Origin of the sequence: Hansschlegelia beijingensis (genome assembly GCF_014196425.1) — a bacterium.
GTDB lineage: Bacteria > Pseudomonadota > Alphaproteobacteria > Rhizobiales > Methylopilaceae > Methylopila > Methylopila beijingensis.
In genome coordinates, this window is the sequence record NZ_JACIDR010000004.1 from 154,677 (window position 1) to 176,366 (window position 21,690).

The 21,690-nt window shown below is 70.0% G+C and carries 23 protein-coding genes; 13 read left to right on the top strand and 10 right to left on the bottom strand.

The genetic code is table 11. The features are described 5' to 3' along the window. Positions 1-113: 113 nt before the first annotated feature. Entirely contained in the window at positions 114-1,352 is a 1,239-nt protein-coding gene (locus tag GGR24_RS13235) for a penicillin-binding protein activator (RefSeq protein ID WP_246398427.1), read from the top strand. A 4-nt stretch (positions 1,353-1,356) separates the two neighbouring features. On the opposite strand, the gene GGR24_RS13240 is transcribed toward GGR24_RS13235, so the two are convergent. The 3 genes from GGR24_RS13240 to dapB form a co-directional block, all read right to left on the bottom strand. Beyond that, the gene (locus tag GGR24_RS13240; RefSeq protein WP_246398428.1) at positions 1,357-2,247 is read right to left on the bottom strand and encodes a TraB/GumN family protein; all 891 of its coding nucleotides are present in this window, start codon (positions 2,245-2,247) and stop codon (positions 1,357-1,359) included. Positions 2,248-2,522: 275 nt separating this feature from the next. Further along, on the bottom strand, positions 2,523-3,164 hold the full coding sequence (locus GGR24_RS13245; protein ID WP_183395849.1) for a 2,3-bisphosphoglycerate-dependent phosphoglycerate mutase: 642 nt from the start codon (positions 3,162-3,164) through the stop codon (positions 2,523-2,525). Between the two features lie 82 nt (positions 3,165-3,246). Beyond that, positions 3,247-4,062 (bottom strand): 4-hydroxy-tetrahydrodipicolinate reductase, encoded by an 816-nt coding sequence (gene dapB, locus GGR24_RS13250; RefSeq protein ID WP_183395850.1) that lies wholly within the window; start codon positions 4,060-4,062, stop codon positions 3,247-3,249. A 206-nt stretch (positions 4,063-4,268) separates the two neighbouring features. Here dapB and hemA point away from each other — a divergent pair, with 206 nt between their 5' ends. Beyond that, positions 4,269-5,498, top strand: coding sequence for a 5-aminolevulinate synthase (gene hemA, locus GGR24_RS13255; protein WP_183395851.1), 1,230 nt, complete (start codon positions 4,269-4,271; stop codon positions 5,496-5,498). 257 nt (positions 5,499-5,755) lie between these two features. Here the strand turns inward: hemA and nagA are convergent, their stop codons facing one another. The 3 genes from nagA to GGR24_RS13270 all read right to left on the bottom strand — a co-directional run bounded on the left by nagA (position 5,756) and on the right by GGR24_RS13270 (position 8,089). Next, positions 5,756-6,901, bottom strand: a complete 1,146-nt coding sequence (nagA, locus tag GGR24_RS13260) for an N-acetylglucosamine-6-phosphate deacetylase (protein WP_183395852.1) — start codon at positions 6,899-6,901, stop codon at positions 5,756-5,758. Continuing rightward, complete coding sequence (locus tag GGR24_RS13265; RefSeq protein WP_183395853.1) at positions 6,898-7,821, bottom strand: BadF/BadG/BcrA/BcrD ATPase family protein; 924 nt, start codon at positions 7,819-7,821, stop codon at positions 6,898-6,900. The genes nagA and GGR24_RS13265 overlap by 4 nt, the downstream gene beginning before the upstream one ends. A gap of 118 nt (positions 7,822-7,939) precedes the next feature. Then, positions 7,940-8,089 carry a hypothetical protein gene (locus tag GGR24_RS13270; protein ID WP_183395854.1) on the bottom strand — a complete coding sequence of 50 codons (150 nt, stop codon included), beginning with the start codon at positions 8,087-8,089 and terminating at the stop codon, positions 7,940-7,942. Positions 8,090-8,244: 155 nt separating this feature from the next. Here GGR24_RS13270 and eda point away from each other — a divergent pair, with 155 nt between their 5' ends. From eda to GGR24_RS13285, 3 genes are all read left to right on the top strand, one after another. After that, positions 8,245-8,895 (top strand): bifunctional 4-hydroxy-2-oxoglutarate aldolase/2-dehydro-3-deoxy-phosphogluconate aldolase, encoded by a 651-nt coding sequence (eda, locus tag GGR24_RS13275; RefSeq protein WP_183395855.1) that lies wholly within the window; start codon positions 8,245-8,247, stop codon positions 8,893-8,895. Between the two features lie 73 nt (positions 8,896-8,968). After that, positions 8,969-9,769 (top strand): tellurite resistance TerB family protein, encoded by an 801-nt coding sequence (locus tag GGR24_RS13280; protein ID WP_183395856.1) that lies wholly within the window; start codon positions 8,969-8,971, stop codon positions 9,767-9,769. 74 nt (positions 9,770-9,843) lie between these two features. Continuing rightward, a complete protein-coding gene (locus GGR24_RS13285) occupies positions 9,844-10,140 on the top strand; it encodes a DUF2934 domain-containing protein (protein WP_183395857.1) in 297 nt (98 codons plus the stop codon). A gap of 34 nt (positions 10,141-10,174) precedes the next feature. Here the strand turns inward: GGR24_RS13285 and GGR24_RS13290 are convergent, their stop codons facing one another. Further along, positions 10,175-11,356: a pyridoxal phosphate-dependent aminotransferase gene (locus GGR24_RS13290; protein ID WP_183395858.1), complete on the bottom strand. Its 1,182-nt coding sequence runs from the start codon at positions 11,354-11,356 to the stop codon at positions 10,175-10,177. A gap of 137 nt (positions 11,357-11,493) precedes the next feature. On the opposite strand from GGR24_RS13290, the gene GGR24_RS13295 reads away from it, so the two are divergent. The 3 genes from GGR24_RS13295 (at position 11,494) to GGR24_RS13305 (ending at position 13,339) form a co-directional block, all read left to right on the top strand. Further along, positions 11,494-12,060 carry a type 1 glutamine amidotransferase domain-containing protein gene (locus GGR24_RS13295; protein WP_183395859.1) on the top strand — a complete coding sequence of 189 codons (567 nt, stop codon included), beginning with the start codon at positions 11,494-11,496 and terminating at the stop codon, positions 12,058-12,060. An 85-nt stretch (positions 12,061-12,145) separates the two neighbouring features. Further along, a complete protein-coding gene (locus GGR24_RS13300) occupies positions 12,146-12,544 on the top strand; it encodes a hypothetical protein (RefSeq protein ID WP_183395860.1) in 399 nt (132 codons plus the stop codon). A gap of 84 nt (positions 12,545-12,628) precedes the next feature. Continuing rightward, positions 12,629-13,339: a GNAT family N-acetyltransferase gene (locus tag GGR24_RS13305; RefSeq protein WP_183395861.1), complete on the top strand. Its 711-nt coding sequence runs from the start codon at positions 12,629-12,631 to the stop codon at positions 13,337-13,339. A 3-nt stretch (positions 13,340-13,342) separates the two neighbouring features. Here the strand turns inward: GGR24_RS13305 and GGR24_RS13310 are convergent, their stop codons facing one another. After that, entirely contained in the window at positions 13,343-13,825 is a 483-nt protein-coding gene (locus GGR24_RS13310; RefSeq protein WP_183395862.1) for a MarR family winged helix-turn-helix transcriptional regulator, read from the bottom strand. 158 nt (positions 13,826-13,983) lie between these two features. Between GGR24_RS13310 and GGR24_RS13315 the strand changes: the two genes are divergently transcribed. From GGR24_RS13315 to GGR24_RS13325, 3 genes are all read left to right on the top strand, one after another. Then, a complete protein-coding gene (locus tag GGR24_RS13315) occupies positions 13,984-14,631 on the top strand; it encodes a pyroglutamyl-peptidase I (RefSeq protein ID WP_183395863.1) in 648 nt (215 codons plus the stop codon). Positions 14,632-14,649: 18 nt separating this feature from the next. Then, a complete protein-coding gene (locus tag GGR24_RS13320) occupies positions 14,650-15,462 on the top strand; it encodes a creatininase family protein (protein ID WP_183395864.1) in 813 nt (270 codons plus the stop codon). 74 nt (positions 15,463-15,536) lie between these two features. Next, positions 15,537-15,749 carry a hypothetical protein gene (locus GGR24_RS13325; protein ID WP_183395865.1) on the top strand — a complete coding sequence of 71 codons (213 nt, stop codon included), beginning with the start codon at positions 15,537-15,539 and terminating at the stop codon, positions 15,747-15,749. Between the two features lie 14 nt (positions 15,750-15,763). On the opposite strand, the gene GGR24_RS13330 is transcribed toward GGR24_RS13325, so the two are convergent. Further along, positions 15,764-16,723 (bottom strand): alpha/beta hydrolase, encoded by a 960-nt coding sequence (locus tag GGR24_RS13330; RefSeq protein ID WP_183395866.1) that lies wholly within the window; start codon positions 16,721-16,723, stop codon positions 15,764-15,766. Between the two features lie 81 nt (positions 16,724-16,804). Here GGR24_RS13330 and GGR24_RS13335 point away from each other — a divergent pair, with 81 nt between their 5' ends. Then, positions 16,805-17,281 (top strand): secondary thiamine-phosphate synthase enzyme YjbQ, encoded by a 477-nt coding sequence (locus tag GGR24_RS13335; protein ID WP_183395867.1) that lies wholly within the window; start codon positions 16,805-16,807, stop codon positions 17,279-17,281. 89 nt (positions 17,282-17,370) lie between these two features. Further along, on the top strand, positions 17,371-18,042 hold the full coding sequence (locus GGR24_RS13340) for a response regulator (RefSeq protein ID WP_183395868.1): 672 nt from the start codon (positions 17,371-17,373) through the stop codon (positions 18,040-18,042). An 82-nt stretch (positions 18,043-18,124) separates the two neighbouring features. Here GGR24_RS13340 and GGR24_RS13345 read toward each other — a convergent pair whose 3' ends face one another. Next, the gene (locus GGR24_RS13345) at positions 18,125-21,631 is read right to left on the bottom strand and encodes a hybrid sensor histidine kinase/response regulator (RefSeq protein WP_183395869.1); all 3,507 of its coding nucleotides are present in this window, start codon (positions 21,629-21,631) and stop codon (positions 18,125-18,127) included. Positions 21,632-21,690: the final 59 nt, after the last annotated feature.

Here is a 21,690-nt window from a genome sequence, read left to right on the forward strand (position 1 = left end):
CAGGTACGGAGGTCGAAGTCTATCGGGGGCGTGCGCCGGCGGAAAGCAGCGCCTCCTTGCGGATCATCGGGGCGAGCGGCGCGGGCAGTGGGGAGCCTGCCCGGATGGCGGTGATGACGATGACTTTCCACATGCGCGCCCTCCAGCGCGCGACTTTCGTCGTCGCGACGGCGCTGGCGCTATCCGCCTGCAGCGGCGACGGCGGCGGACCCGGCGAGGCCGCGCTCGATCCTGCTCAGGGCGTGCCGACCCCGCAGGTCGAGAGCAAGCCGCTCGGAGAGATCGTCGGCCAGGGCTCCGTGAAGGTCGCGCTCGTCCTGCCCACCAGCGCCTCCGGCAATGCGGGGCTTGCGGCGCAGTCGATGCGCAACGCGGCCGAACTGGCGCTCACGGAATTCAACACGCCGGACATCCAGCTCGTCGTGAAGGACGACGCCGGCAATGCGCAGGGCGCGCAGGCGGCCGTCCAGGCCGCCACCGACGAGGGCGCAAAGCTGGTCATCGGTCCGCTGTTCGCCCACTCGGTGGCCGCCGCGGCGCGCGTGGCGAAGCCGCAGGGCGTTCCGATCCTGGCGTTCTCGACCGACGCGAACGTCGCGGCGCCGGGCGTCTATCTGCTGAGCTTCATGCCTGAATCCGACGTCCAGCGGATCGTCAGCTACGCCGTTTCCAAGGGCAAACGCTCCTTCGCCGCGCTGCTGCCGGAAACCGGCTACGGCTCCGTGGTCGAGGCGGCGTTCCAGCAGGCCGTCGCCAAGGCGGGCGGACGGGTCGTCGGGCTGGAGCATTACCCGGCCGACCGGGGCAAGATGGCGGAGCCGGTGGCCCGGCTCGCTGAATCTCTGCCCCAGGCGGACGCCTTGTTCATCCCCGACACGGCCGACAATGTGCAGACGATCGTGGGCGTGCTCGCCACCAACGGGGTGAACCTCAAGAGGCTGCAGCTTCTCGGAACCGGCCTCTGGGATGATCCGGCGCTCACTCGTGACGCGAGCCTCGCCGGGGCATGGTTCGCGGCGCCGGACGATTCCGGTTTTCGCTCCTTCGCCCAGCGCTACAAGGCGAAGTACGGCTCCGATCCGGTGCGCACCGCCTCGCTCGCCTATGACGCGACGTCCCTCGTGGCGGCGCTGGTGAAGACGCAGGGGCCGGGGGCGCTGACCAGCGAGACCTTTGCGAACCCCTCCGGCTTCAAGGGCGTCGACGGCACCTTCCGGTTCCGGGCGGACGGCGGAAGCGAGCGGGCGCTTGCGGTCTTCCAGATCGATCCGGGCGGGGCCCGGGTGATCAGCCCCGCGCCGTCGAGCTTCGGCGGACAGACCGCGCAGGCGTCGGCGGCTCCCGCCGACTAGCGCTTCACCAGATCCGGGTGACGGTGAACCCCGCCCGCCGGATCAACTCGACCATCCCGTAGTCGCCCGGCAGGTGCAAAGCGCCGACGGCGACGAAGGCGCGCCCGCCGCTGAAGATCGGCAGCGCGCGCTGGAGCATGGTCAGGTTGCGGCGCGTGATGAACGCCGAGATGAACTCGGCGTAGCCGTCGATATCGAACACGCCGGCCCAGGCCGGTCCCCGCATCGCCAGCAGGTACCCGATGCGCCGCGTCGAGTAGAGGCCGGTGATCGTGCTCTCCATGTCCTCCGGTTTCAGGCGCTTGACGGCGGTGTCGCGCAGCATGCGCAGCGCCACGTCGTCAGGGATCGAGGCCAGCGCGTCGACCTGCTCCACCGGGCTCTCCAGTCCCAGCAACGTCGAGCCCTGCTCCAGCGCGAGGCGCTCGATCCGCGCGTCGGCGGTCTCGGTGTCCGTGCCTGCCCGGGGGTTGGCGGCGCAGTTCGACCTTGAGACCGTGAGCGCGAGATACCAGGGCTGCAGCTGATCGGCGACCGCGGGCGGAATGCCCGCGACCGATACGCGCCGCTCGACCTCCCGGCGGGTGTCCTCGGGCAACCCCGACAGCGCGGCGCCCTGCGGCCGGAACGACCTGTTGGCGACCAGCCGGCGGAGCTCGGCCGCCACCCGTCGCGTGCTCGCGCCGGGCAGTTCCGTCGCCACGACCGAGGAGCGGCCGAGCGCCCGCAGCACGAGATTGTCGAAGCTTTTGGCGGCGGGCTCGCTCGAGTGCATCGTGCCGAACAGGTACGAGACCTTCCCGGCGCGGCTCTCGATGCGCCAGAGCAGGCCCTGCCCGTTGGCGATCGCCCGGGCGCTGTTCTCGAATTTCTCGAAGCCCGGCGGGTCGCTCATCTTGAGCGCCTGGACCAGATCGATCCCGCCGCACGGGTCGGGGCGGCCGGAGGCGTCCGGGGAAGGCGGCTTTGCGCCGGCGTCTTCGGCGCGGAGCGGCGATGCGGCGAGCAGGAGAAAAACGACAGACGCCAGCGCGCTCAGCCCCGCCGCCGCCGTGCCCCGCCTCGCATCCGCCGAACGCGCCATAGATCAAAGATGGCGGCGTCCGCTTCGCGGACCAATCACATATTTCTGATGCCTATCGTCGCGGCCCGCTGGATCGGGCGCCGCGCCTATTGCGCCTGCGGGGCCAGCGGGCGGGCGAGATCCCGGATCGAGGCGATCGTCGAGTCGGCGTTCATCTCGTAGATGATCGGCGCGCCCGTGAAGAGCTCACGCTCGAGCAGCGCGTCCGGCGAGAGCCGTTCGAGTGTCATGATCAGCGCGCGCAGCGAGTTGCCGTGGGCCGTGACCAGAGTGGTCTCGCCGCGCAGCACGTGAGGCAGGATCTCGCGGACGAAATAGGGGAGGGTGCGGGCGACCGTGTCGCGCAGGCTTTCGCCGCCGGGAGGCGCGACGTCGTAGGAGCGCCGCCACAGCAGCACCCGTCCGTCTCCCCAAGTCTTGCGCGCGTCGTCCTTGTTGAGGCCGGTCAGTTCGCCATAGTCGCGCTCGTTGAGCGCCTCATCCTCAATCGTCTTCAGCCCGCGTTGCCCTAGCTCCTCCAGAATGAGCTGATTGGTGCGCTGGGCGCGCCGCAGCTTCGACGTGAAGGCGATGTCGAACCGGAGCCCTTCCGCCTTGAGGCGGCGGCCGGCCTCCCTCGCTTCCTCAAGGCCCCGCTCCGTAAGCTCCGGGTCCTTCCACCCGGTGAAGAGGTTCTTGAGGTTCCACTCGCTCTGGCCGTGACGGACGAGGACGAGGCGACGATCCATACGCAGAGCTCCAGAAGCGGCGCCGCGACGGCGGCAGCGATCCCTTATCGCAGGCGCCGCCGGATTGCACCGGAGGTTTTGCTCAGGCGGACGGCAGCCCGAGCACGTCGGCCATCGAATAGTGCCCAGGTTTGCGGCGGAAACCCCACAGGGCCGCCTTTACGGCGCCGCGGGCGAAAATCATGCGGTCTTCCGCACGGTGGCTGAGTTCGACGCGCTCGCCTGCGCCGGCGAAGATCACCGTGTGGTCGCCGACCACGGTGCCCCCGCGGAGCGTCGCGAAGCCGATCGAGCCCTCCGGACGCGGCCCCGTATGGCCGTCACGCGAACGGACCGAGTTTTCCTCGAGGGAGAGCCCGCGGCCTGCCGCCGCCGCCTCGCCCAGGAGCAGGGCGGTGCCGGACGGGGCGTCGACCTTCGCCCGGTGATGCATCTCGAGCACCTCGATGTCCCAGTCCGGGCCGAGCGCGCTCGCGGCCTGACGGACCAGCGCGGCGAGAAGGTTGACGCCGAGGCTCATATTCCCGGAGCGGACGATCACGGCGTGCCGCGCCGCGGCGTCCAGCCGCTGCAGATGCGACTCGGCGAGGCCGGTGGTGCCGATGACGTGGACGATTCGCCCCTGCGCGGCGAGTTCGGACAGCGCGACAGTCGCGTCAGGCGTGGTGAAGTCGAGCGCCCCATCGGCCGCCGCCACGAGCGGCAGCGGGTCGTCCGTCACGGCGACCCCAAGCGGGCCGACGCCTGCGAGTTCGCCGGCGTCGCGCCCGATCGCGTCCGAGCCGGCCCGTTCGAACGCGCCGGCGAGCGCCACGCCGTCATTCTCCGAGATGGCCCGGACCAGCGCGCGGCCCATTCGGCCGGCCGCTCCGGCGACGATCAGGCGCATGGCTGTCATGGGGGAACTCCAGGCGGTGTCGGCGTGCGCTTGGGCTATATCAGCGGCGCACCCCCTCAGGAAGCCAGCCCCGGCTCGGTTGATGCAGGACAAGGCGCCGGCGCCGCGTCCACAGCCATTTTCTTGCGGCCATCTGTCGCTTTCCCGGCTTCAGAACGGGACATTTGGGCCTAGAATGATTATCAAGTGCGCGGGAAGAGACGCCAATGGCTTATGACGACGTTTTCCAACGCGCGGTCGAGCAGCTCCATGCCGAGAGGCGCTACCGGGTTTTCGCCGACCTCGAGCGGCGGGTAGGGGATTTTCCCCGCGCCACCTGGCACGCGCCCGAAGGGCCGCGCGACGTCGTGGTGTGGTGCTCAAATGATTATCTCGGGATGGGCCAGCACCCCAAGGTGCTCGCGGCGCTGACCGAAACCGCGACGCGCGTCGGCGCAGGCGCGGGCGGCACGCGCAACATCGCCGGCACCAATCATCCGCTGGTTCTGCTGGAGCAGGAGCTCGCCGACCTTCACGGCAAGGAGGCGGGGCTGGTCTTCACCTCCGGCTACGTCTCGAACGAGGCGTCGATCTCGACGATCGCGCGGCTTCTGCCGAACTGCCTCATCCTGTCCGACGCCCTGAACCACGCCTCGATGATCGCCGGCATGCGCGGATCGGGCTGCGCGCGGAAGGTGTTCCGCCACAACGACCTCGACGATCTGGAGCGGCTCCTCCAGGAGGCCGGCCGCGAGCGTCCCAAGATCATCGCCTTCGAGAGCGTCTACTCGATGGACGGCGACGTCGCGCCGATCGCCGGGATCTGCGATCTCGCCGAACGCTACAACGCCATGACCTATCTGGATGAGGTCCACGCGGTCGGCATGTACGGCCCGCGCGGCGGCGGAATCGCCGAGCGCGAGGGCGTGATGCACCGCGTCGACATCATCGAGGGGACCCTCGCCAAGGGTTTTGGAGTGATCGGCGGCTATGTGACCGCCTCCAGGCCGGTCATCGACGCCATCCGCTCCTATGCGCCCGGCTTCATCTTCACTACCGCCATGCCGCCCGCGATCGCGGCGGCCGCGCGCGCCTCGGTCGAGCATCTCAAGAACTCGCAGGTCGAACGCGACCGGCACCAGCGCCAGTCGATGCAGACCAAAATCGCGCTCGCCGCGCGCGGCCTGCCGGTGATGCCGTCCGAGACGCACATCGTGCCGGTGCTCGTCGGCTGTCCCGAGAAGGCCAAGGCCGCGACCGACATGCTGCTGTCGGAGCACGGCATCTACATCCAGCCGATCAATTATCCGACGGTGCCCCGTGGAACTGAGCGGCTGCGCATCTCGCCTTCGCCCGCGCATGACGACGCGCTGATCCGCGACCTCGCCCGCGCGCTCGACGCCGTGTGGAGCAAGCTCGACCTGCCGCGCCGGTACGAGGCGATCGCCGCCGAATAGCCCGCGCGGAGCTCGGCTCGGTCGCTGATACGATCGTCTAGCTGAAGGAACCTGCCTTCGCCCCGGCAGGTTGGTCTTGCGAGCGCGCGGAATCGCGCCGCCGCGGACGCATGTGTGGAGTTGGGCCCAGAATGAATCCCCTTGCAGGAACGCCGTTCGCTCTCTGGATCACCGGCATGATGATCTGGACCGAAATGCTCGCGAGGGCCGCGCAGACCGGCGAGCGCCGCTGACGCGGCGGGCCGCGCCGTCGGGCCTCAGCGCCGATCTTCCCGGTGAGCCCCGATCCATGTCGCGGTGACCTCAAGGTTCTCGTCCAGCGCCACAAGGTCCGCGGCGTAGCCGTCGGCCACGAGGCCGAGCTTCCCCTCCAGGCCCAGGAATCGAGCCGGCGTGCGCGAAGCCATGGCGAGCGCGTCGGCCAGCGGCGCGCCCAGCACGCGCACGGCGTTGCGCACGGCGGTGGCCATGTCGAGGTCCGAGCCGGCGAGCGTCCCGTCCTCGGTCGTGAGGCGGCCGCCGGCGCGAAGGATCCGTCGCCCCTGCAGGACGAATTCCGTCATCTCTGCGCCGACCGTCGACATCGCATCCGTGACCAGCATCGTCCGCTCCGGCCCCTTGGCGGCGACCGCCGCCCGGAGCGAAGGGGCCGCCACGTGGTGAAGGTCGGCGATCACGCCGCAGAACGTGCTTCGCTCGCTCAGCGCGGCCCCGACCGGTCCGGGCGCGCGCCCCGCCATGGGCGGCATGGCGTTGAACAGGTGCGTATAGCCCGTAAGGCCCTCGGCCAAAGCCCGCTCAAGCTCTTCGGCCGTCGCCTCGGTGTGGCCGGCGGCTATCCGGAGGCCGGCGCTCGACAGGCGTGAGATCGAGCCCGGAGGCACGCGCTCCGGCGCTAGCGTCACCAGGATCACTCCTGCGGCTGCGGAGGTCAGCAGGTCGATGTCCGCTTCATCGGGCGCACGCATGAAGGCCGGGTCGTGAACGCCCTTGCGCGCCGGGTTGAGGAACGGGCCCTCGAGATGGACCCCGAGAACGCCGGGCGTCCTCGCGGCGATCGCCGCTTCCGCGGCACGGAGCGCCGCGGCCATCTTGTCCCGGCTGTCAGTGATCAGCGTCGGCAGCAGGCCGGTGGTGCCGTAGCGGCGATGCGCCGCCGCGATGGTCGCCATTGCGGCGGGCGACGGATCGTCGTTCAGCAGAACGCCTCCGCCGCCGTTGACCTGCACGTCGATGAACCCCGGCGCCAGCAGGCCCGGGACGATCTCCACCGATGCGTCCGAAGGCGCCTCGCTCGCAGGCGTCACGCAGGCGATCCGCTCGCCCGCAATCAGGACGGCGCTGCCGTCGCGGAAGCCCTCGCCATCGAACAGCCGGTCGGGCAGGAGAGCGGTGAGCCTCATGGGGCGCTCTTTCGGACGAGCATCAGAGCCCCTTCGGTGGCGTCCGCGGCTGGCTTCACCAGCCGGTCTCGGGCCGGGCCGGCGAGATGCGGCGTGATCGCCTCCGAGAGCCCGCCGACGAGCGCCACGCGTTCGGCGCCGCACGCGATGAGGCGCAGCACGAGAGTCGCGACGTGCGCCGCGCACTCGCCCCGCAGGCGCGCCGCTTCGGGGTCGCGCTCGGCATGGGCGAACACGAGAGGCGCCAGCCGCCCGAAATCGGAAGGAGCGGCGCGCCCGACCCATTCGACGGCTGCGTCCTGGTCGCCGCCGAGCCGGGCGAGCGCTTCCTCGGCCAGGGGGCCGCGCGGCGCGAGGCCGTCCGCCGCCCGCAGCGCATGGCGCACGACCTCCCGGCCGAGCGGCGCTCCGCCGCCGTCGTCTCCGACCTCGAAGCCCCACCCGCCGAACCGGAACTCCGCGCCGGCCACGCGCGCGTAAGCGGCGCTGCCGGTGCCGACGATCACGATGCCACCGTCCCCGCCGCCATGGGCGCCGAGGCAGGCGGTCTCGAAGTCGGTCGCAAGTTCAAGACGGGCGAATGGATGCGGCTCGGCCCGCATCGCCTCCATCTCGCGCTTCTGCGAAACGCCGGCGAGGCCCGCGCCCGCCACGACGCGCGACAGCCCGTCCCCCGGCAGGCGACCCGCGACGAGCGCGGCTCGCGCAGCCGTGATCATCGCGTCCATGGCGGCGCGGGACCCGCGTCGCGCATTCGCGGGCCCGGCCTCGCCTTCGCCGAGAAGCCGGCCCGAGGCGTCGCGGATGCGGGCCCGGCACCGCGTGCCGCCGGCGTCGAGGCCCATGAACAGGACCTCAGGGGCCACGCCTGCTGCGGGCTCGGAACCGACAGGCGTGATGGTCAGGGCGCTGTCGCTCACTGGGTTGGGTTCGGAAAGGTTCGCAAGGCGGTCGCTCGGCGATTCGCCGGATCGGCGCAGGATAGGACGGATCAGCCCTCCGACGCGCGTCTCCGAAGCCGCCGCTCTCCCGCCAGGCTCAGAGCAGGGCCATCAGCCGGCGCGCCGCGCCGGCCGCGAGCACGACCATGATGATGACATAGGTGGCGATCCAGAGCTTCCGCTCGAGCGCGCTTTCACGCGCAGGAGGCTTGGGAACTTCGCCGGGCTCGCCGTCATTGGAAGGCATCGGATGGGTCCACGACTCTTGCCTCAACCTAGCCGCCTGAAGCGGCGGATGCGAGCGCCGGCGGCGCCTTACTTCCGCCGTTGTCGCTTGACCTCGGCGCGATGGGGAGCGATGGACCCTCCGCCGTTCATTCGGAGAACCCGGGAGGAGCCCCAATGTCGTTCACGCTCGCGAAGACAGAACGCCTGGCCGCAATTCTCTCCCGGTCCCCGGTGCTGCCGGTCCTGACCTTCTCGACGCCCAAGGCCGCAGTCGAGACCGCCAAGGCGCTTCGCGACGGCGGGCTGATGGTGCTGGAGATCACGATGCGGACGCCGCAGGCGCTGGACGCGCTTCGGGCGGTGGTCGAGGAAGTCGAGGGCGTCACGGTCGGCGCCGGCACCCTGCTTGAGCCTGAGCAGGTGCAGGCCGCGATCGCCGCGGGCGCGGATTTCCTGGTCAGCCCCGGCACGAGCTCGCGCGTGCTGGCGGCCGGCAGCGAAGCCCCGATCCCTTACCTGCCCGGCGTGTCGACACCCTCGGAGGCCATGCAACTGGCCGAGCGCGGGGCGACCTTCGCGAAGTTCTTCCCCGCGGGCCCGGCCGGCGGCCCGGCCTTCCTCAAGGCGCTGATCGCGCCGCTGCCGGATCTGCACTTCGTGCCGACCGGCGGCGTAGACGCCTCGAACGCCCAGAGCTACCTCTCGCTGAGCAACGTCGCCTGTGTGGGCGGCTCCTGGGTCGCGCCGCAGGACGCGATCGAGGCCGGCGACTGGGGCCGGATCGGTTCGCTCGCCAAGGAAGCCGCGGCGCTGAAGGCGCGCTGACCTCCGTCGGGCTTGCTGAGGCGGTTTCGCCTCCCTACGTCCTCCTCGGCCTTCCGCCGACGGAGATACGCAGATGTTCGACGCCCGGACCATTCTCGACCAGCTTCTCGGCGCAGGTCAGCAGGCCGGAAAAGGCCGGCCGGCCCCGAGCGGGGATCGGCGTCCGGCTCCGCAGGGCGGCGGCTCCGGCGACCTGATGAAGCAGGTGCAGGACCTGGCGCGCGGCAATCTGGGCGGCCTCGCCGGCGGCGCGATCGCCGGCAGCCTCGCCACTGTCCTGCTGGGCGGCCGCAAGAAGTCTCCGCTGTCCGGCTCGGGCATGCAGCTTGGCGGCCTCGCGATCCTGGGCGGGCTCGCCTACAAGGCGTGGCAGAATTATCAGGCGAAGCAGGCGGAGCAGGGCGGCGGACAGCAGCAGCCGGCGGCGCCGGAGCCTGGCCCGGTGCAGATCGCGCCGCCGCCGGCCGAGACGCCTTTCGCGCCCTCAACCGCCAACGAGGAACAGACGCTCGGCCTGCTGCTGGTGCGCGCGATGATCGCGGCGGCGCGCGCCGATGGCCGGATCGACGGCGAAGAAATCTCGAAGATCCGCCAGGGTCTCCAGGCGTCTGGCTCGGCCGCGGACGAGCAGGCCTTCCTGCTGGAGCAGCTCGGACGGCCGGACGACCTCGACGGCATCGCGGCCGAGGCCCGCGGCCCGCAGATCGCCTCCGAGGTCTGGCTCGCGGCTCGGCTTACGATCGACGCCGACACGCCCGCCGAGCAGGCTTTCCTGAAGACGTTCGCGGACAAGCTCGGCCTCGGCGCGCCGCTCGTCGCTCATCTTGAGGCGACCGCCGCGCAGGCGAAACAATCTGGCGTCTCGGCGGCGTAGTTTCGCTCGCTCGAGCGTTATTGCGTTGAAGCTCCGGCGTCAGCCGGAGCCGCCACACAAACTGCGAGATCGAGATGGCCGAGACCCCCATCACTCCCAAAATCCGCGAGCGCGCCCGGAAGCTGTGGGAGGCTGCGGGCAGCCCCGAAGGCCGCGAGGACGATTACCTCGAGCGCGCCCGTGAACTCGCCGCCCTCGAATCCAACCCTCAGGCCGGGCTGGAGCCGAACCCGCTGGCCGACGGGATCGTGACCCCGGCGGAACGCGGCCAGTATATCGAGGAAGCCAGCATCCAGGAGAACCTGGGAGAATTCCCGGGCCTCGAGACCGACCAGGGCGACCGCCTCCAGACCCCGCGCCCGCGCGAGTGAGCGACGGGCGGCGGCTCCGGCTGGTCCGGAGCCGCTAAGGCGCCTTCCGGTCGGAGAGGAACTTCCGCATGCGGCCCAGCGCACGCGCGATGTTCTCCGCCGAGTTCGCATAGGACAGGCGGATGTAGCCCTCGCCGAGCACGCCGAAGTCCGGCCCGCCGATCACCGCGACGCCCGCCTCTTCGAGAAGGGCGGAGGCGAGCGGCTTCGCTTTCCAGCCGGTCTCCTTGATGTTCGGGAAGGCGTAGAACGCGCCCTTCGGCGTCGCCGCGCGCACGCCCGGCAGCGCGTTCAGGCCGTCGGTCACGAGTTTGCGGCGCCTGTCGAACTCCTCCCGCATGCGCACGACTGCGTCCTGCGGTCCCTCAAGGGCGGCGATGCCGGCACATTGCGCGGCCGCGTTGACGCACGACCAGGCGTTGACGGCGAGTTTCCGAACGTCGTCGTAGAGCGCCTTCGGCCAGATCGACCAGCCGAGCCGCCACCCGGTCATCGCATAGGTCTTGGACCACCCGTTCAGCACGATGAGCCGGTCGCGGATCTCCGGGTAGGCCAGCAGGGTGCGGTGCTCGAGCCCGTCGAAGATCAGCTGGTCGTAGATCTCGTCGGACATCACGGCCACGTTGGGGAAGCGCGCGAGCCCCTCGACCAGCTTGTCGATCTCGCTCGCCGGCGTCACCCCGCCGGTCGGATTGGCGGGCGAGTTCAGGATCAGCAGGCGCGTATCGGGGGTGATCAGCGAGAGCGTCTCCTCGGCCGAGAAGGCGAAGCCGTTCTCCTCGCGGATCGGCACCGGGATCGGGTTCGCGCCGGTGTGCTCGATCATCGAGCGGTAGATGGGAAAGCCCGGATCCGGGTAGAGGATGTCCGCGCCGGGCTCGCCGAACAGCCGGATGGCCGCGTACATCGTCACCTTGCCGCCGGGCACGATCATCACGAGGTCCGGGTCGACGTCGACGCCGAAGCGGCGGTGGACGTCCTTCGCCACCGCTTCCCGCAAGGGCAGGATGCCGGTCGAGGGGGTGTAGCCGTGATGGCCGTCCTTCAGCGCCTTGATGGCTGCCTCGACGATGTGCGGCGGCGTGGGGAAATCCGGTTGCCCGATGCCGAGATTGATGATGTCCCGCCCCTCGGAGGCGAGCTTGGTGGCGCGCGCCAGGACGGCGAAAGCGTTCTCCTCGCCGATGCGGCCGAAGGCGTCGACAGTCGTCAGCATGGTCTTCTCCGCGGTCCGCCGGGCCCGGGAACGATCCCGGCGCCGAGCGTGTTGGGTAGGCGAGAGCGGTGACGCGCTGGGCGTCCGAACGCCCCTCGACGCTCCATGCCAATCAGCGCGAATTCAAGGAGGATGTCATGGCCAATCGCCTCGACGGCCGCAAAATCGCGATTCTCGCAACTGACGGGTTCGAGCAGGTGGAGCTCACCGAGCCCATGAAAGCTTTGAAGGACGCCGGCGCAACGGTCGCCGTCGTCAGCCCGAAATCCGGCTCGATCAAGGGCTTCAAGCATGACAAGCCCGGCGACGACGTGACGGTCGATCAGGAGCTGTCGTCCGCCGATCCGGCCGCCTTCGACGGATTGCTGATCCCGGGCGGGCTGTTCAACCCCGACACGCTTCGCCGGGACCAGAAGGCGGTCGCCTTCGCCAGCGCGTTCTTCGAAGCCGGCAAGCCGGTGGCGGCGATCTGCCATGGCCCCCAGGTGCTGATCACGGCCGGGGTGGTGAAGGGCCGCAAGATGACCGGCTTCGAGGCGATCCAGATCGACCTCAAGAACGCCGGCGCGACCGTGTCGGACGAGCCGGTGGTCGTGGATCAGGGGCTCGTGACCAGCCGCAAGCCCGATGACATCCCGGCGTTCAACGCCAAGATGAGCGAGGAGTTCGCGGAAGGCCGGCACGCCGGGCGGCGCGCCGCCTGAATCAAGCCGCCTCGGCGGTGGATCGGAAGCGGCGGGCGGCGGCCCGCCGCTTTCGCGCGTCTGATCGCCCGAATGGGAGAGAGCCATGAGGATCGTGGCGGCTTTGGCGGCGCTGGTTCTGTTAGCGTTTCCGGCGAGCGCAGCTCCGAAATCATTCGAGGAGCCCACCCGGGTGGGCGCCTCGAACGTGCGGGTCCGGGTGGTGCTTCATCCGCAGGTCGATCGCTGCTCCCCGCGGCAGATGGCCGAGATCCGCAAGCGCGCCGTCGCGATCGCCCAGGATCATGTCGGCAAAAGGCTGAAGGCGATCATCGCGAAGAGCGGGACCAACGCGAGCGGGGACAAGGAGTTCTTCGGCGTCAGCATGCTGGCCGGCTGCCCGGCGGACGGAGGCGCGTGGATCGCCTTTCCGGCCGAAGGCAAGGAGAGGTCGGTCACGCGCTACGAGCGCGGCGCAGGGTGGTCACCCATGATGCGCCTTTGAGGCGCCGGTCACGAAAAGTCATTGGTCCGTGAGGCGGCGATGCCTCAGGAAAAAGGCGGCGACAATCCGCAACGTGGACGACCGATGACCGCCGAGATCGACCCCGCCCTTTCTCCTCCCAGAGGCCTCCTGGTCGGCGGCCCGACGCCTCCCCGGCCGCGGCCGGTCGTTCTGAACGGCCGTCACGTGACGCTCGGTCCGCTGGCGCCGGAAAAGGACGCGGCCGATCTCTACGCCGCGACGCATGGTTCCGAGAAGGAGCGGCTGTTCGCCTATCTGTTCGACGGCCCATATGAGAGCGAGGCCGCGATGGCCGAGGGGCTGCGCGTCGCCGCTGCTTCCTCGGAAAACGCCACGCTGGCGATCCGCGATGCGGCCACAGCCAGGACGCTTGGCCGCGCCACCTTCATGCGCGTGGAGCTCGCTCACAGGACCGTCGAGGTGGGCTCGATCCTGTTCTCGCCCGCGCTCGCCCGCACCGCGGCGGCCACGGAGGCCATGTATCTGATGGCCGACCACGCCTTCTCGCTCGGCTTCCGCCGCTACGAGTGGAAATGCGACGCCCTGAACGCGCCCTCGCGGGCTGCTGCCGAGCGGTTGGGGTTCCGCTTCGAGGGCGTCTTCCGCAAGCACATGATCATCAAGGGCCGCAGCCGCGACACTGCGTGGTTCGCGATCACCGAGGACGAATGGCCCGCCGTGAAGCGCGCGATGGAAGCATGGCTGGCCCCGGAGAACTTCGACGCCGCCGGCCGGCAGAAGCGTCGGCTCCGCGACCTCATGGAGCGCGGCTGAGGATCATTCCTCCGGGAGTTCGTCCTCGGCTTCCTCTTCGGCCGGGCGGCCCCGGAGATTGGCGGAGACGTTGCGCCCGAGTCGTCGGAGCAGCTTCCGGAGCCTTCTGCGGTCCTTAGGGTCGAAATTCGCGACCGCTTCCTCCTCCAGCGTCTCCCAGAGCGCGAAGACGGCCTCCGCCCGCCGGCGGCCCTCCTCGGTCAGCCCCACGCGAACGACCCGCGCGTCGCCATCGCTGGCCCTTCGCTCCACCAGCCCGTGCGCGGCGAGCCGGGCGATGGTCTTCGATGCTGTGGGCGGCCTAACCCTGAGTTGAGCGGCGAGGTCGCTCATGGTTCGGCCATCCTCGTCCGTCAGAAGCGTGAGCACTTGCTCCTGGCCGGGGAACAGTCCCAGCTCCCCAAGAAGCTGGGCGCTGCGGGCGCGGTGGAGGCGGGCGGCGTGCAGCAATTCATAGCCGACCGTCTTGGCGTAAGGACTTTTCATCGGATGAACACCTCGCCGCCTGCAAAGGCAGCGTCCAGAGAGTGTAAGGTTATTTTCGGGAATTTGTTTCTTGGAAAAACGAAATCGGTATTGTGCGCCGGCTATGAATTCCTGCAAAAAACGGACTGGATCATTTCGGAACAAGTCGGCGCTGCGTCATGAGCCTGCTAATTACAGGTTTCGGGCGTTTTATGGGCGGCCCGAACTGCAGCGAGATTCTTCTGTCGGCGCTCGCGGCTGACCGCGCCGGATTGGAGGGGATCTGGGGCGGCCCGGTCGCTCTGGAGCTGCTACCGGTGGATGTAGAGGCCGCGCCGCCGGCCTTGGCGCGCGCGCTGCAGGCCGCCCGCCCCACGCACGTCCTGCTCATGGGGCAGGCCGGCGGCCGGGAGGCGATCTGCCTCGAGCGCGTGGCGCGCAATCTGATCGACCTGCGGGTTCCCGACGCCGCCGGTCGGCTCGGGCCGATCGGGCCCGTTGATCCAGCAGGACCCGGGCAACGGCTTTCGACCTGGCCGGACCTCGAGGGCGCGATCTCCGCGGCGCGGGCGGAGGGCGTCCGGGCCGAGCTTTCCGATCAGGCCGGCGCGCATCTCTGCAACCAGATGCTCTACCTCGCGCTCGAAGCGGCCGAACAGGCCGCCGGGCGCCCCTTCGTCGCGACCTTCCTGCATCTGCCGCTGCTTCCCGAACAGTTCGCAGCCGGCATCCCGGCGGCGCACGGCGCGCCCGCCTCGATCACGCTCGACGACATGATGCGTGCGACGCGGGCCATTCTGCGCCATACCCGCGAAGCAGCCGTCTGACCGAAGGAAGCCCGATCGATGCCGTGCCCGCGCCGCCGCTGGGTGGAGATGACCACGGAAGACTTCGCCGATCCGGACGTCGCCTCATGGATCGCGGTCCTGCCGGTGGCGGCGGTGGAGCAGCACGGGCCGCACCTGCCGGTCGGCGTCGACGCCATGATCGGGGAGGGCTACCTCGCCCGCGCCGCGGCGCTGATCCCGGACGAGATGCCGGTGACGTTCCTGCCGATGCAGACGGTCGGAGCCTCGGCCGAGCATCTCGCTTTCCCCGGGACGCTGACGCTGTCGCCCGAGACCGTCATCCGGGCGTGGACCGAGATCGGCGCGTCCGTCGCGCGCGCGGGCGTCCGGCGGCTCGTCTTTCTCAACAGCCACGGCGGGAACTCGCCTTTGCTCGACGTCGTCGCCCGGTCGCTGCGCGTCGATCACGGCATGCTCGCCGTGACCGTGAGCTGGCAGCGCTTCGGCTATCCCGAAGGTCTTTTCTCCCCGCAGGAGGTGCGCCACGGCATTCATGGCGGCGCGATCGAGACCTCGCTGATGCTGGCCTTCCGGCCGGATCTTCCGCGGATGGAGAAGGCGGACCACTTCCGCTCGGCGACCTACGAGATGGAGCGCGAGTTCAGCCATCTGAGGGCCGGCTCGCCCGCCGGCTTCGGCTGGATGTCGCAGGACCTGAACGCCTCGGGCGCGATCGGCGACGCCGCCGGGGCGACCCGGGAGGCCGGCGAGGCGGCCGCCGGGTTCGGAGCGCGCGCCTTCGTCGAGCTGCTCGAGGACGTGCGCCGCTTTCCGCTCGACCGCCTTGCGGCGGGGCCGCTCGGCTCTTGAGGCGCCCCGCCGGGTCGACAATTCGTGGCCCCCGGCACACGATGCGGGACGAACAATGAAGGACGGGGAACGGAATGCCTGATGCGCAGCGCGATGAGCGGCTGATCGAAGGCCTCAAGGTCATCGAGACGACCGAGAGCGACAACATTCTGCGCTGGGACGGCGTGACGCTCTACGTCGAGCAGGACGTCTACCACAACGGCCAGCTGGTTCACCGCAAGTACCGCCGGCGCGTCACCGCCGAGGTCGCGAAGGCCCTGCTCAGCGTCGTCTCCGGCAACCACTGAGCGCGGCTGCCGCATCAGCCTGATCCGCCGCTCAGGAACCGCATGACCCGCTCGAAGGCGGGCGCGGCGTTCGGCTCCGGCAGCGACGTGTGGACATGGCCCGAGCCCGGCCATACCGAGAGCTCCGCGTCGTTGCCGGCTGCGGCCCAGCGCGCGGCCATGAACAGCGTGTCGTCGATCAGCGGATCGCGCGTGCCGACCGTGAAGATCGCAGGCGGCAGCCCGGCGAGACCGGCATAGAGCGGCGATATGTCGGGATCGCTCGGATCTTCGCCGTTCTGCAGGTAGTTCGCCACGAACATCCTGATGTCACGGCCGTTGAGGACGAATTTCTCCTTCGCGCGGCGGGCGCTCGGCGTCAGGCCGAGGTCATAGCTCCCGGCCGTCAGGTTGGCGGCGGCGAATGGCGTGAGGCCGTGCCGGTCGCGCAGCCGCAGCAGCGTCACGACAGCGAGATGCGCTCCTGCCGACTCGCCGCCGATCAGCAGCCTGTCCACGCCGAACCGTCGCGCCGCCTCGCGCGCGACCCAGAGCGCGGCCGCTTCGCAATCGTCGGGACCGGCCGGATAGGGATGTTCGGGCGCCAGCCGGTATTCGACCGAAAGGCACGCAAGGCCGAGTTCGGTCGCCAGCCGCTCCAGCCTCGGGTCGTCCTGGTCGTTGGAGCCGAGCGTCCAGCCGCCGCTGTGGATGTGGAGATAGACCGCGCTCGGTTGCTCCGGCGCGATGACGCGCAGCGGGATCGGACCCGCCGGTCCCTCCACCGTCAGCGCCTCGGCGCGGGCGCTCCTGGGCTCGATCACGAAGGCCGTCAGACCCTGCCGGCGGCGCTCTCGCACCGCGGCCGGTCCGAGCGCCCAGATGTCAGGCGCCTCCTTGGCTTGCTCGATCAGCGTGCGGGCATGCGCGCGTGTGCCTTCCGGGGCCGCCTCAGGCGCGAACCAGGCCGGGTCGATCGTGAGCGTTCGCGGCATCTCGGTTCTCCCCGGGGCCCTGGACCGAGAAAACGCGACAGGGGGCTTCGCCGCAAGCGCGCGGCGCGTCATGTTCGCCCCATGAGGCGTCAGTCAGACAGAGCCGCGGTCGGGGAGATTCGCACCGGCGAGGCCGGCCATCAGGCGCTCGCGCGCCTGACGGTCCATACGCGCGGGATCGGGCTCGTCGACATCACGGCGGCGGTCGCCTCGGCGCTCGAACAGGCCGGGGCAGGCGACGGCCTTGTGACCGTCTTCGTGCGGCACACCTCCTGCTCGCTGGCGATCCAGGAGAACGCCAGCCCGGAGGTGCGCGACGATCTCGTCGGCGCCCTCGATAGGCTCGCGCCGCGCGACGCCGGATGGCGGCACGATCTCGAAGGTCCCGACGACATGCCGGCGCATGTGAAGGCGATGCTCACCGGCGTTTCCGTGGCGGTCCCGGTGATCGGCGGGCGGATGGCGCTCGGCGTGTGGCAGGCGATCTTCCTGATCGAGCATCGCGACCGGCCGCATTCCCGCGAAATCGTTGTTCATTTTATCGGCGGGCGCGCCTGAGCGGTAAATTCGCAACGAGCTTTGAGGTATTGTGAGAGGAGGCGTTGTAACGCATCGATTTTGCAGGCGCGAAGGACTATGAAGCCGACATGACGACCGCCGATGACGATTCCTACCGTCTCCTGATCGCCGACGATCACCCGCTGTTTCGCGGCGCCCTCCGCGAGGCCATGGCGGGCGGCGCGGCCGAGATCTCGGAAGCCGGCTCCTTCGACGAGGCCTCCAAGGCGCTCGAGGCCGACCCGTCCTTCGATCTTGTGCTGCTCGACCTCAACATGCCGGGGGTCAGCGGCTTCTCCGGCCTGATGTACCTGCGCGCGCAGTATCCGGCGGTCCCGGTCGTGGTGGTCTCGGCCAACGAGGACCCCAAGGTCATCCGCCGCTGCATGGAGTTCGGCGCGTCGGGCTTCATTCCCAAGACGCTCGAAGTTGAAAAGATGCGCGAGGCGGTTCGCGCCGTCCTCAAGGGCGACGAGTGGACGCCGCCGGACGTCGATCTCGGCGCCGCCGGCGACGATGAGACGGCGAAGCTCGCCGCGCGTCTCGGCACGCTCACGCCGCAGCAGGTCCGCGTCCTGATGATGCTGAGCCAGGGTCTGCTCAACAAGCAGATCGCCTACGAGCTCAGCGTCTCCGAGGCGACCGTGAAGGCGCATGTGTCGGCGATCCTCGCCAAGCTCGGGGTCGAAAGCCGCACCCAGGCGGTCATCGCGGCCTCGAAGATCGAGGCCGGCCAGTGGCCGGAGCGGATGCCCGGCTGAGACTTCACCGGAGCTTGAATAGAGGCTGGCGGCGAGGCTGCGACGCCGCGAGCCAGCCTCCGGCCTGTCCCTGCGGCGCGCTCTATTCTGCGGCCGCACGCCTCGTCAGCGCCTTCGCGAGCAGGGCCCTCAGCGCCGCCGGACGAACCGGCTTCGGCAGGATCTGAAGGTCCTTGGAGGCCGCCTTCTCCCGCAGCCCCGGGGAGCGATCCGCCGTGATCAGCGCGGCCGGGATCGGGGCGCCGAGCTTCCATCTCAGTTTGACGATCGCCTCGAGGCCGTCGGCCTCATCGAGATGGTAATCGGCAAGTATGACGTCGGGCGTCAGCTTGTTCCTGACGATGGCCTGCTCGGCCTCCCTCTCGCTGGAGGCGGTGACGGCCGTGCAGCCCCAGCTCTCCAGCAATGTCTTCATGCCGTCGAGGATCGCGGGCTCGTTGTCGATCACCAGGATCGCCAGCCCCTTGAGGGCGGAGGCGCGATGCGCCGGCAGCACTTCCAGTGAAGCGACCACGGGCATGGCCGCCGCGGTCGGCAGCTCGAGCGCGAAGACCGAACCGCGGCCGGGCTGCGAGCGCAGGGTGATCGGATGCTCGAGGACGCGGGCGATGCGCTCGACGATGGACAGGCCGAGGCCGATGCCTGGCGCCACCTTCGCGCCCTGCTCGAGCCGCTTGAACTCGCGGAACACCAGCCGCTGCTGGCCGGAGGCGATCCCCAGCCCGGTGTCCCAGATCTCGATCCTGACCCGGCCCCGCAGCCGCCTGCAGCCGACGATGACCCGCCCTTTCGGGGTGTACTTGATCGCGTTGGACACGAGGTTCTGCAGCACGCGCCGCAGCAGCCGCCGGTCGGACCGCACGGTCAGGCTCGTGGGCAGCACCTTGAGCTTCAGACCCTTCTCGGCCGCCACCGGCGCGAATTCGCGCGCGAGCTGGGAGACGATCTCGTCGAGCCTGAAGTTCGAAAGCTCCGGCTTCATCGCGCCGGTGTCGAGGCGCGAGATGTCGAGCAGCGTGGAGAGGATCTCCTCGACGGCGTCGAGCGAGGAGTCGACGTTCCTCGCCAGCCGCGCCTGATCGCTTTCGGCCTCGGCCCGCTCGACGAGGCTGGTCGCGAACAGGCGCGCGGCGTTGAGCGGCTGCAGGATGTCGTGGCTCGCGGCAGCCAGGAATCGCGTTTTCGAGATGTTGGCCTCGTCGGCCTCCGTCTTGGCGCGGGCGAGCTCCTGGTTGAGGCGCGTCAGTTCGCGCGTGCGCTCGCGCACGCGCCGCTCCAGCGTCTCGTTGGCGCGCTCCAGCGCCTCCTGCACCGCGACCGTCTCGGTGATATCCGTGTAGGTGGTCACCACGCCGCCGTCCGGCATGCGGGCCGAGCGGATCTCGATGACGCGGCCCGAGGGATGCAGGCGTGTCCTCAGCGTCTCCAGCTTCACCACGAACCGCTCGAGGCGGTCCGCGATGAATTCGTCGGCGTTGACCGGCCCGTAGAGACCGCGCGCGGCGTTGAACCGGAAGATGTCCTCGAGGCCGACGCCGAGATGCAGCATCCCTTCCGGCAGGTCGAACAGCTCTCGGAACTCGCGGTTCCAGCACACGAGCTTCATGTCCCGGTCGATCGCCGTGACGCCCTGCCGCGCATGGTCGAGCGCGTTCTGGAGCACGTCGCGGCTGGTCTGCATGGCCGCGGAGGCTTCGTCGAGCAGCTTGAGGGCCGCCTGCGTGGTCAGATTGCGCCGGGTCAGCAGCATGGAGAGCACGAGCCGCGAGGAGGCGGGCCCGATCGCGGAGGCGAGCAGATGCTCGGAGAAGCGAAGCGTCTGCAGGTCGACCGCGGCGTTGGGCTCGAGCTCGGCGTTGCGCGCGATCGCGAAGCCCCGGAAGGCGGTCTCGACCCGGTCCGGCCCCAGATAGCGGGACAGGGTCTGCATCAGCTCCCCGACGGTCGCGCGCGCCCGCAGCGGCCGCCGCAGCGGCTGGTCCGCATCCTCGGCGAGGCGTGGAGCAGGCTCGTCACAGAACAGCGCGGCCTGCTGGCGCTCGATCGGCGTCGCGGCGCGCGTCAGCGAGAAGGTCAGGAAGGCGAGGAGGTTCGCGGCAAGGCTCATGACGAGGCCATGCGCCAGCGGATCGCCGAGCGAGACGCCGAAGAGGCTCTCGGGGCGAAGCCAGGCGAGCCCCCATGGGCCGTCCGCGACCAGCCCCTGCAGCATCGGCAGCCGCGTGGAGAGCGCCGGCAGGACGAGCGTCCAGCTCCAGACAGCGACGCCCGCCGCGACGCCCGCCACAGCTCCGCGCCCGGTCGCGCGACGCCAGAACAGGCCGCCGAAGGAGGCGGGGGCGAACTGCGCGATCGCCGCAAGGGCGACGAGGCCGATCGCCGAAAGCTGCGCTCCGCTCGTCCAGCGGTGCAGAAGGTAGGCGGACAGGATGACGGCCACGATCGCCAGCCGCCGCAGCGTGAGCAGTTGCTCCGCCATGCTCCGTCGCCGCGCCCCGCGCCGGCGCAGCAGGATGGGCATGGCGAGGTCGTTGGAGATCATGACCGCGACCGCGACCGACTCCACGACCACCATCGCGCTCGCGGCCGAAAGTCCGCCGAGGAAGGCGATGGCGGCGAGCCAGGCCGCGCCGTTCTGCAGAGGCAGGGCGAGCACGAAGGCGTCGGGCGCCACCCCGGCGGCCGGCGGGAAGGCCAGCAAGCCGGCAAGCGCGATCGGCGCAATGAGCAGGTTGAAGGCGAGGAGATAGAGCGGAAACGCCCAGGTCGCGCGGCGCAGTTCGTCTTCGCTCCGGTTCTCGACGACCGTGACATGGAACTGCCTCGGCAGAAGCAGGAACACCATGAGCGAAAGAAACGTCAGCGCCAGTATCTGCAGGAGGTCCGGCGGCCGCGCCAAGAGACCTGCGGCGCCTGCCGCCTGCGCCGCCTGGACCAGATCCGCCACGCCGTCATGGAGGGCGAAGACGACGAAGAGGCCGACGGCCAGGAATGCGGCGAGTTTCACGGCGGACTCGGTCGCCACCGCGAGCATCAGCCCGTCCTGGTGTTCCGTGGCCGCCACCTTGCGCGCTCCGAGCAGCATCGCGAGCACGGCGAGCGCCGCCGCGGCCCCGAGCGCCGGGTCGAGCCCGCCAGCCCCTTCCGAGCCGGTCAGCAGCGCGAACGACATGGCGACCGCCTTGAGCTGCAGCGCCATGTAAGGCGTAACGCCGAGCAGGGCCGTCACGGCCACCGCGCCGGCGACGAGCTCGCTCTTGCCGTAACGGGCTCCGACGAAGTCGGCCACCGACGTGATGTTGTTGGCGCGGGCGACCCTGATCATGCGGCGGATCAGCGGCCCGAGCAGCAGGAGCGCGAGCGCCGGGCCAAGGGACAGCCCGAGGAAGCTCCAGCCGTTCGTCGCCGCGAAACCGACCGCGCCATAGAAGCCCCAGGAGGTCCAGTAGACGCCGAGGCCGAGGACGTAGACCCACGGCCTGGCCCGGCCGGTCATCCACAGCGGACGCTTGCGATCGGCGTAAGCCGCGAGCGCCAGCAGCCCGCCCAGATAGAGGAGGGCGATCGCGGTCACGATCCAGGCCTGCAAGACAAACGCTCCCAAACGATCAGCGCGCTGGAAAAACCGATCAAGGTCGAAGCCTTGTC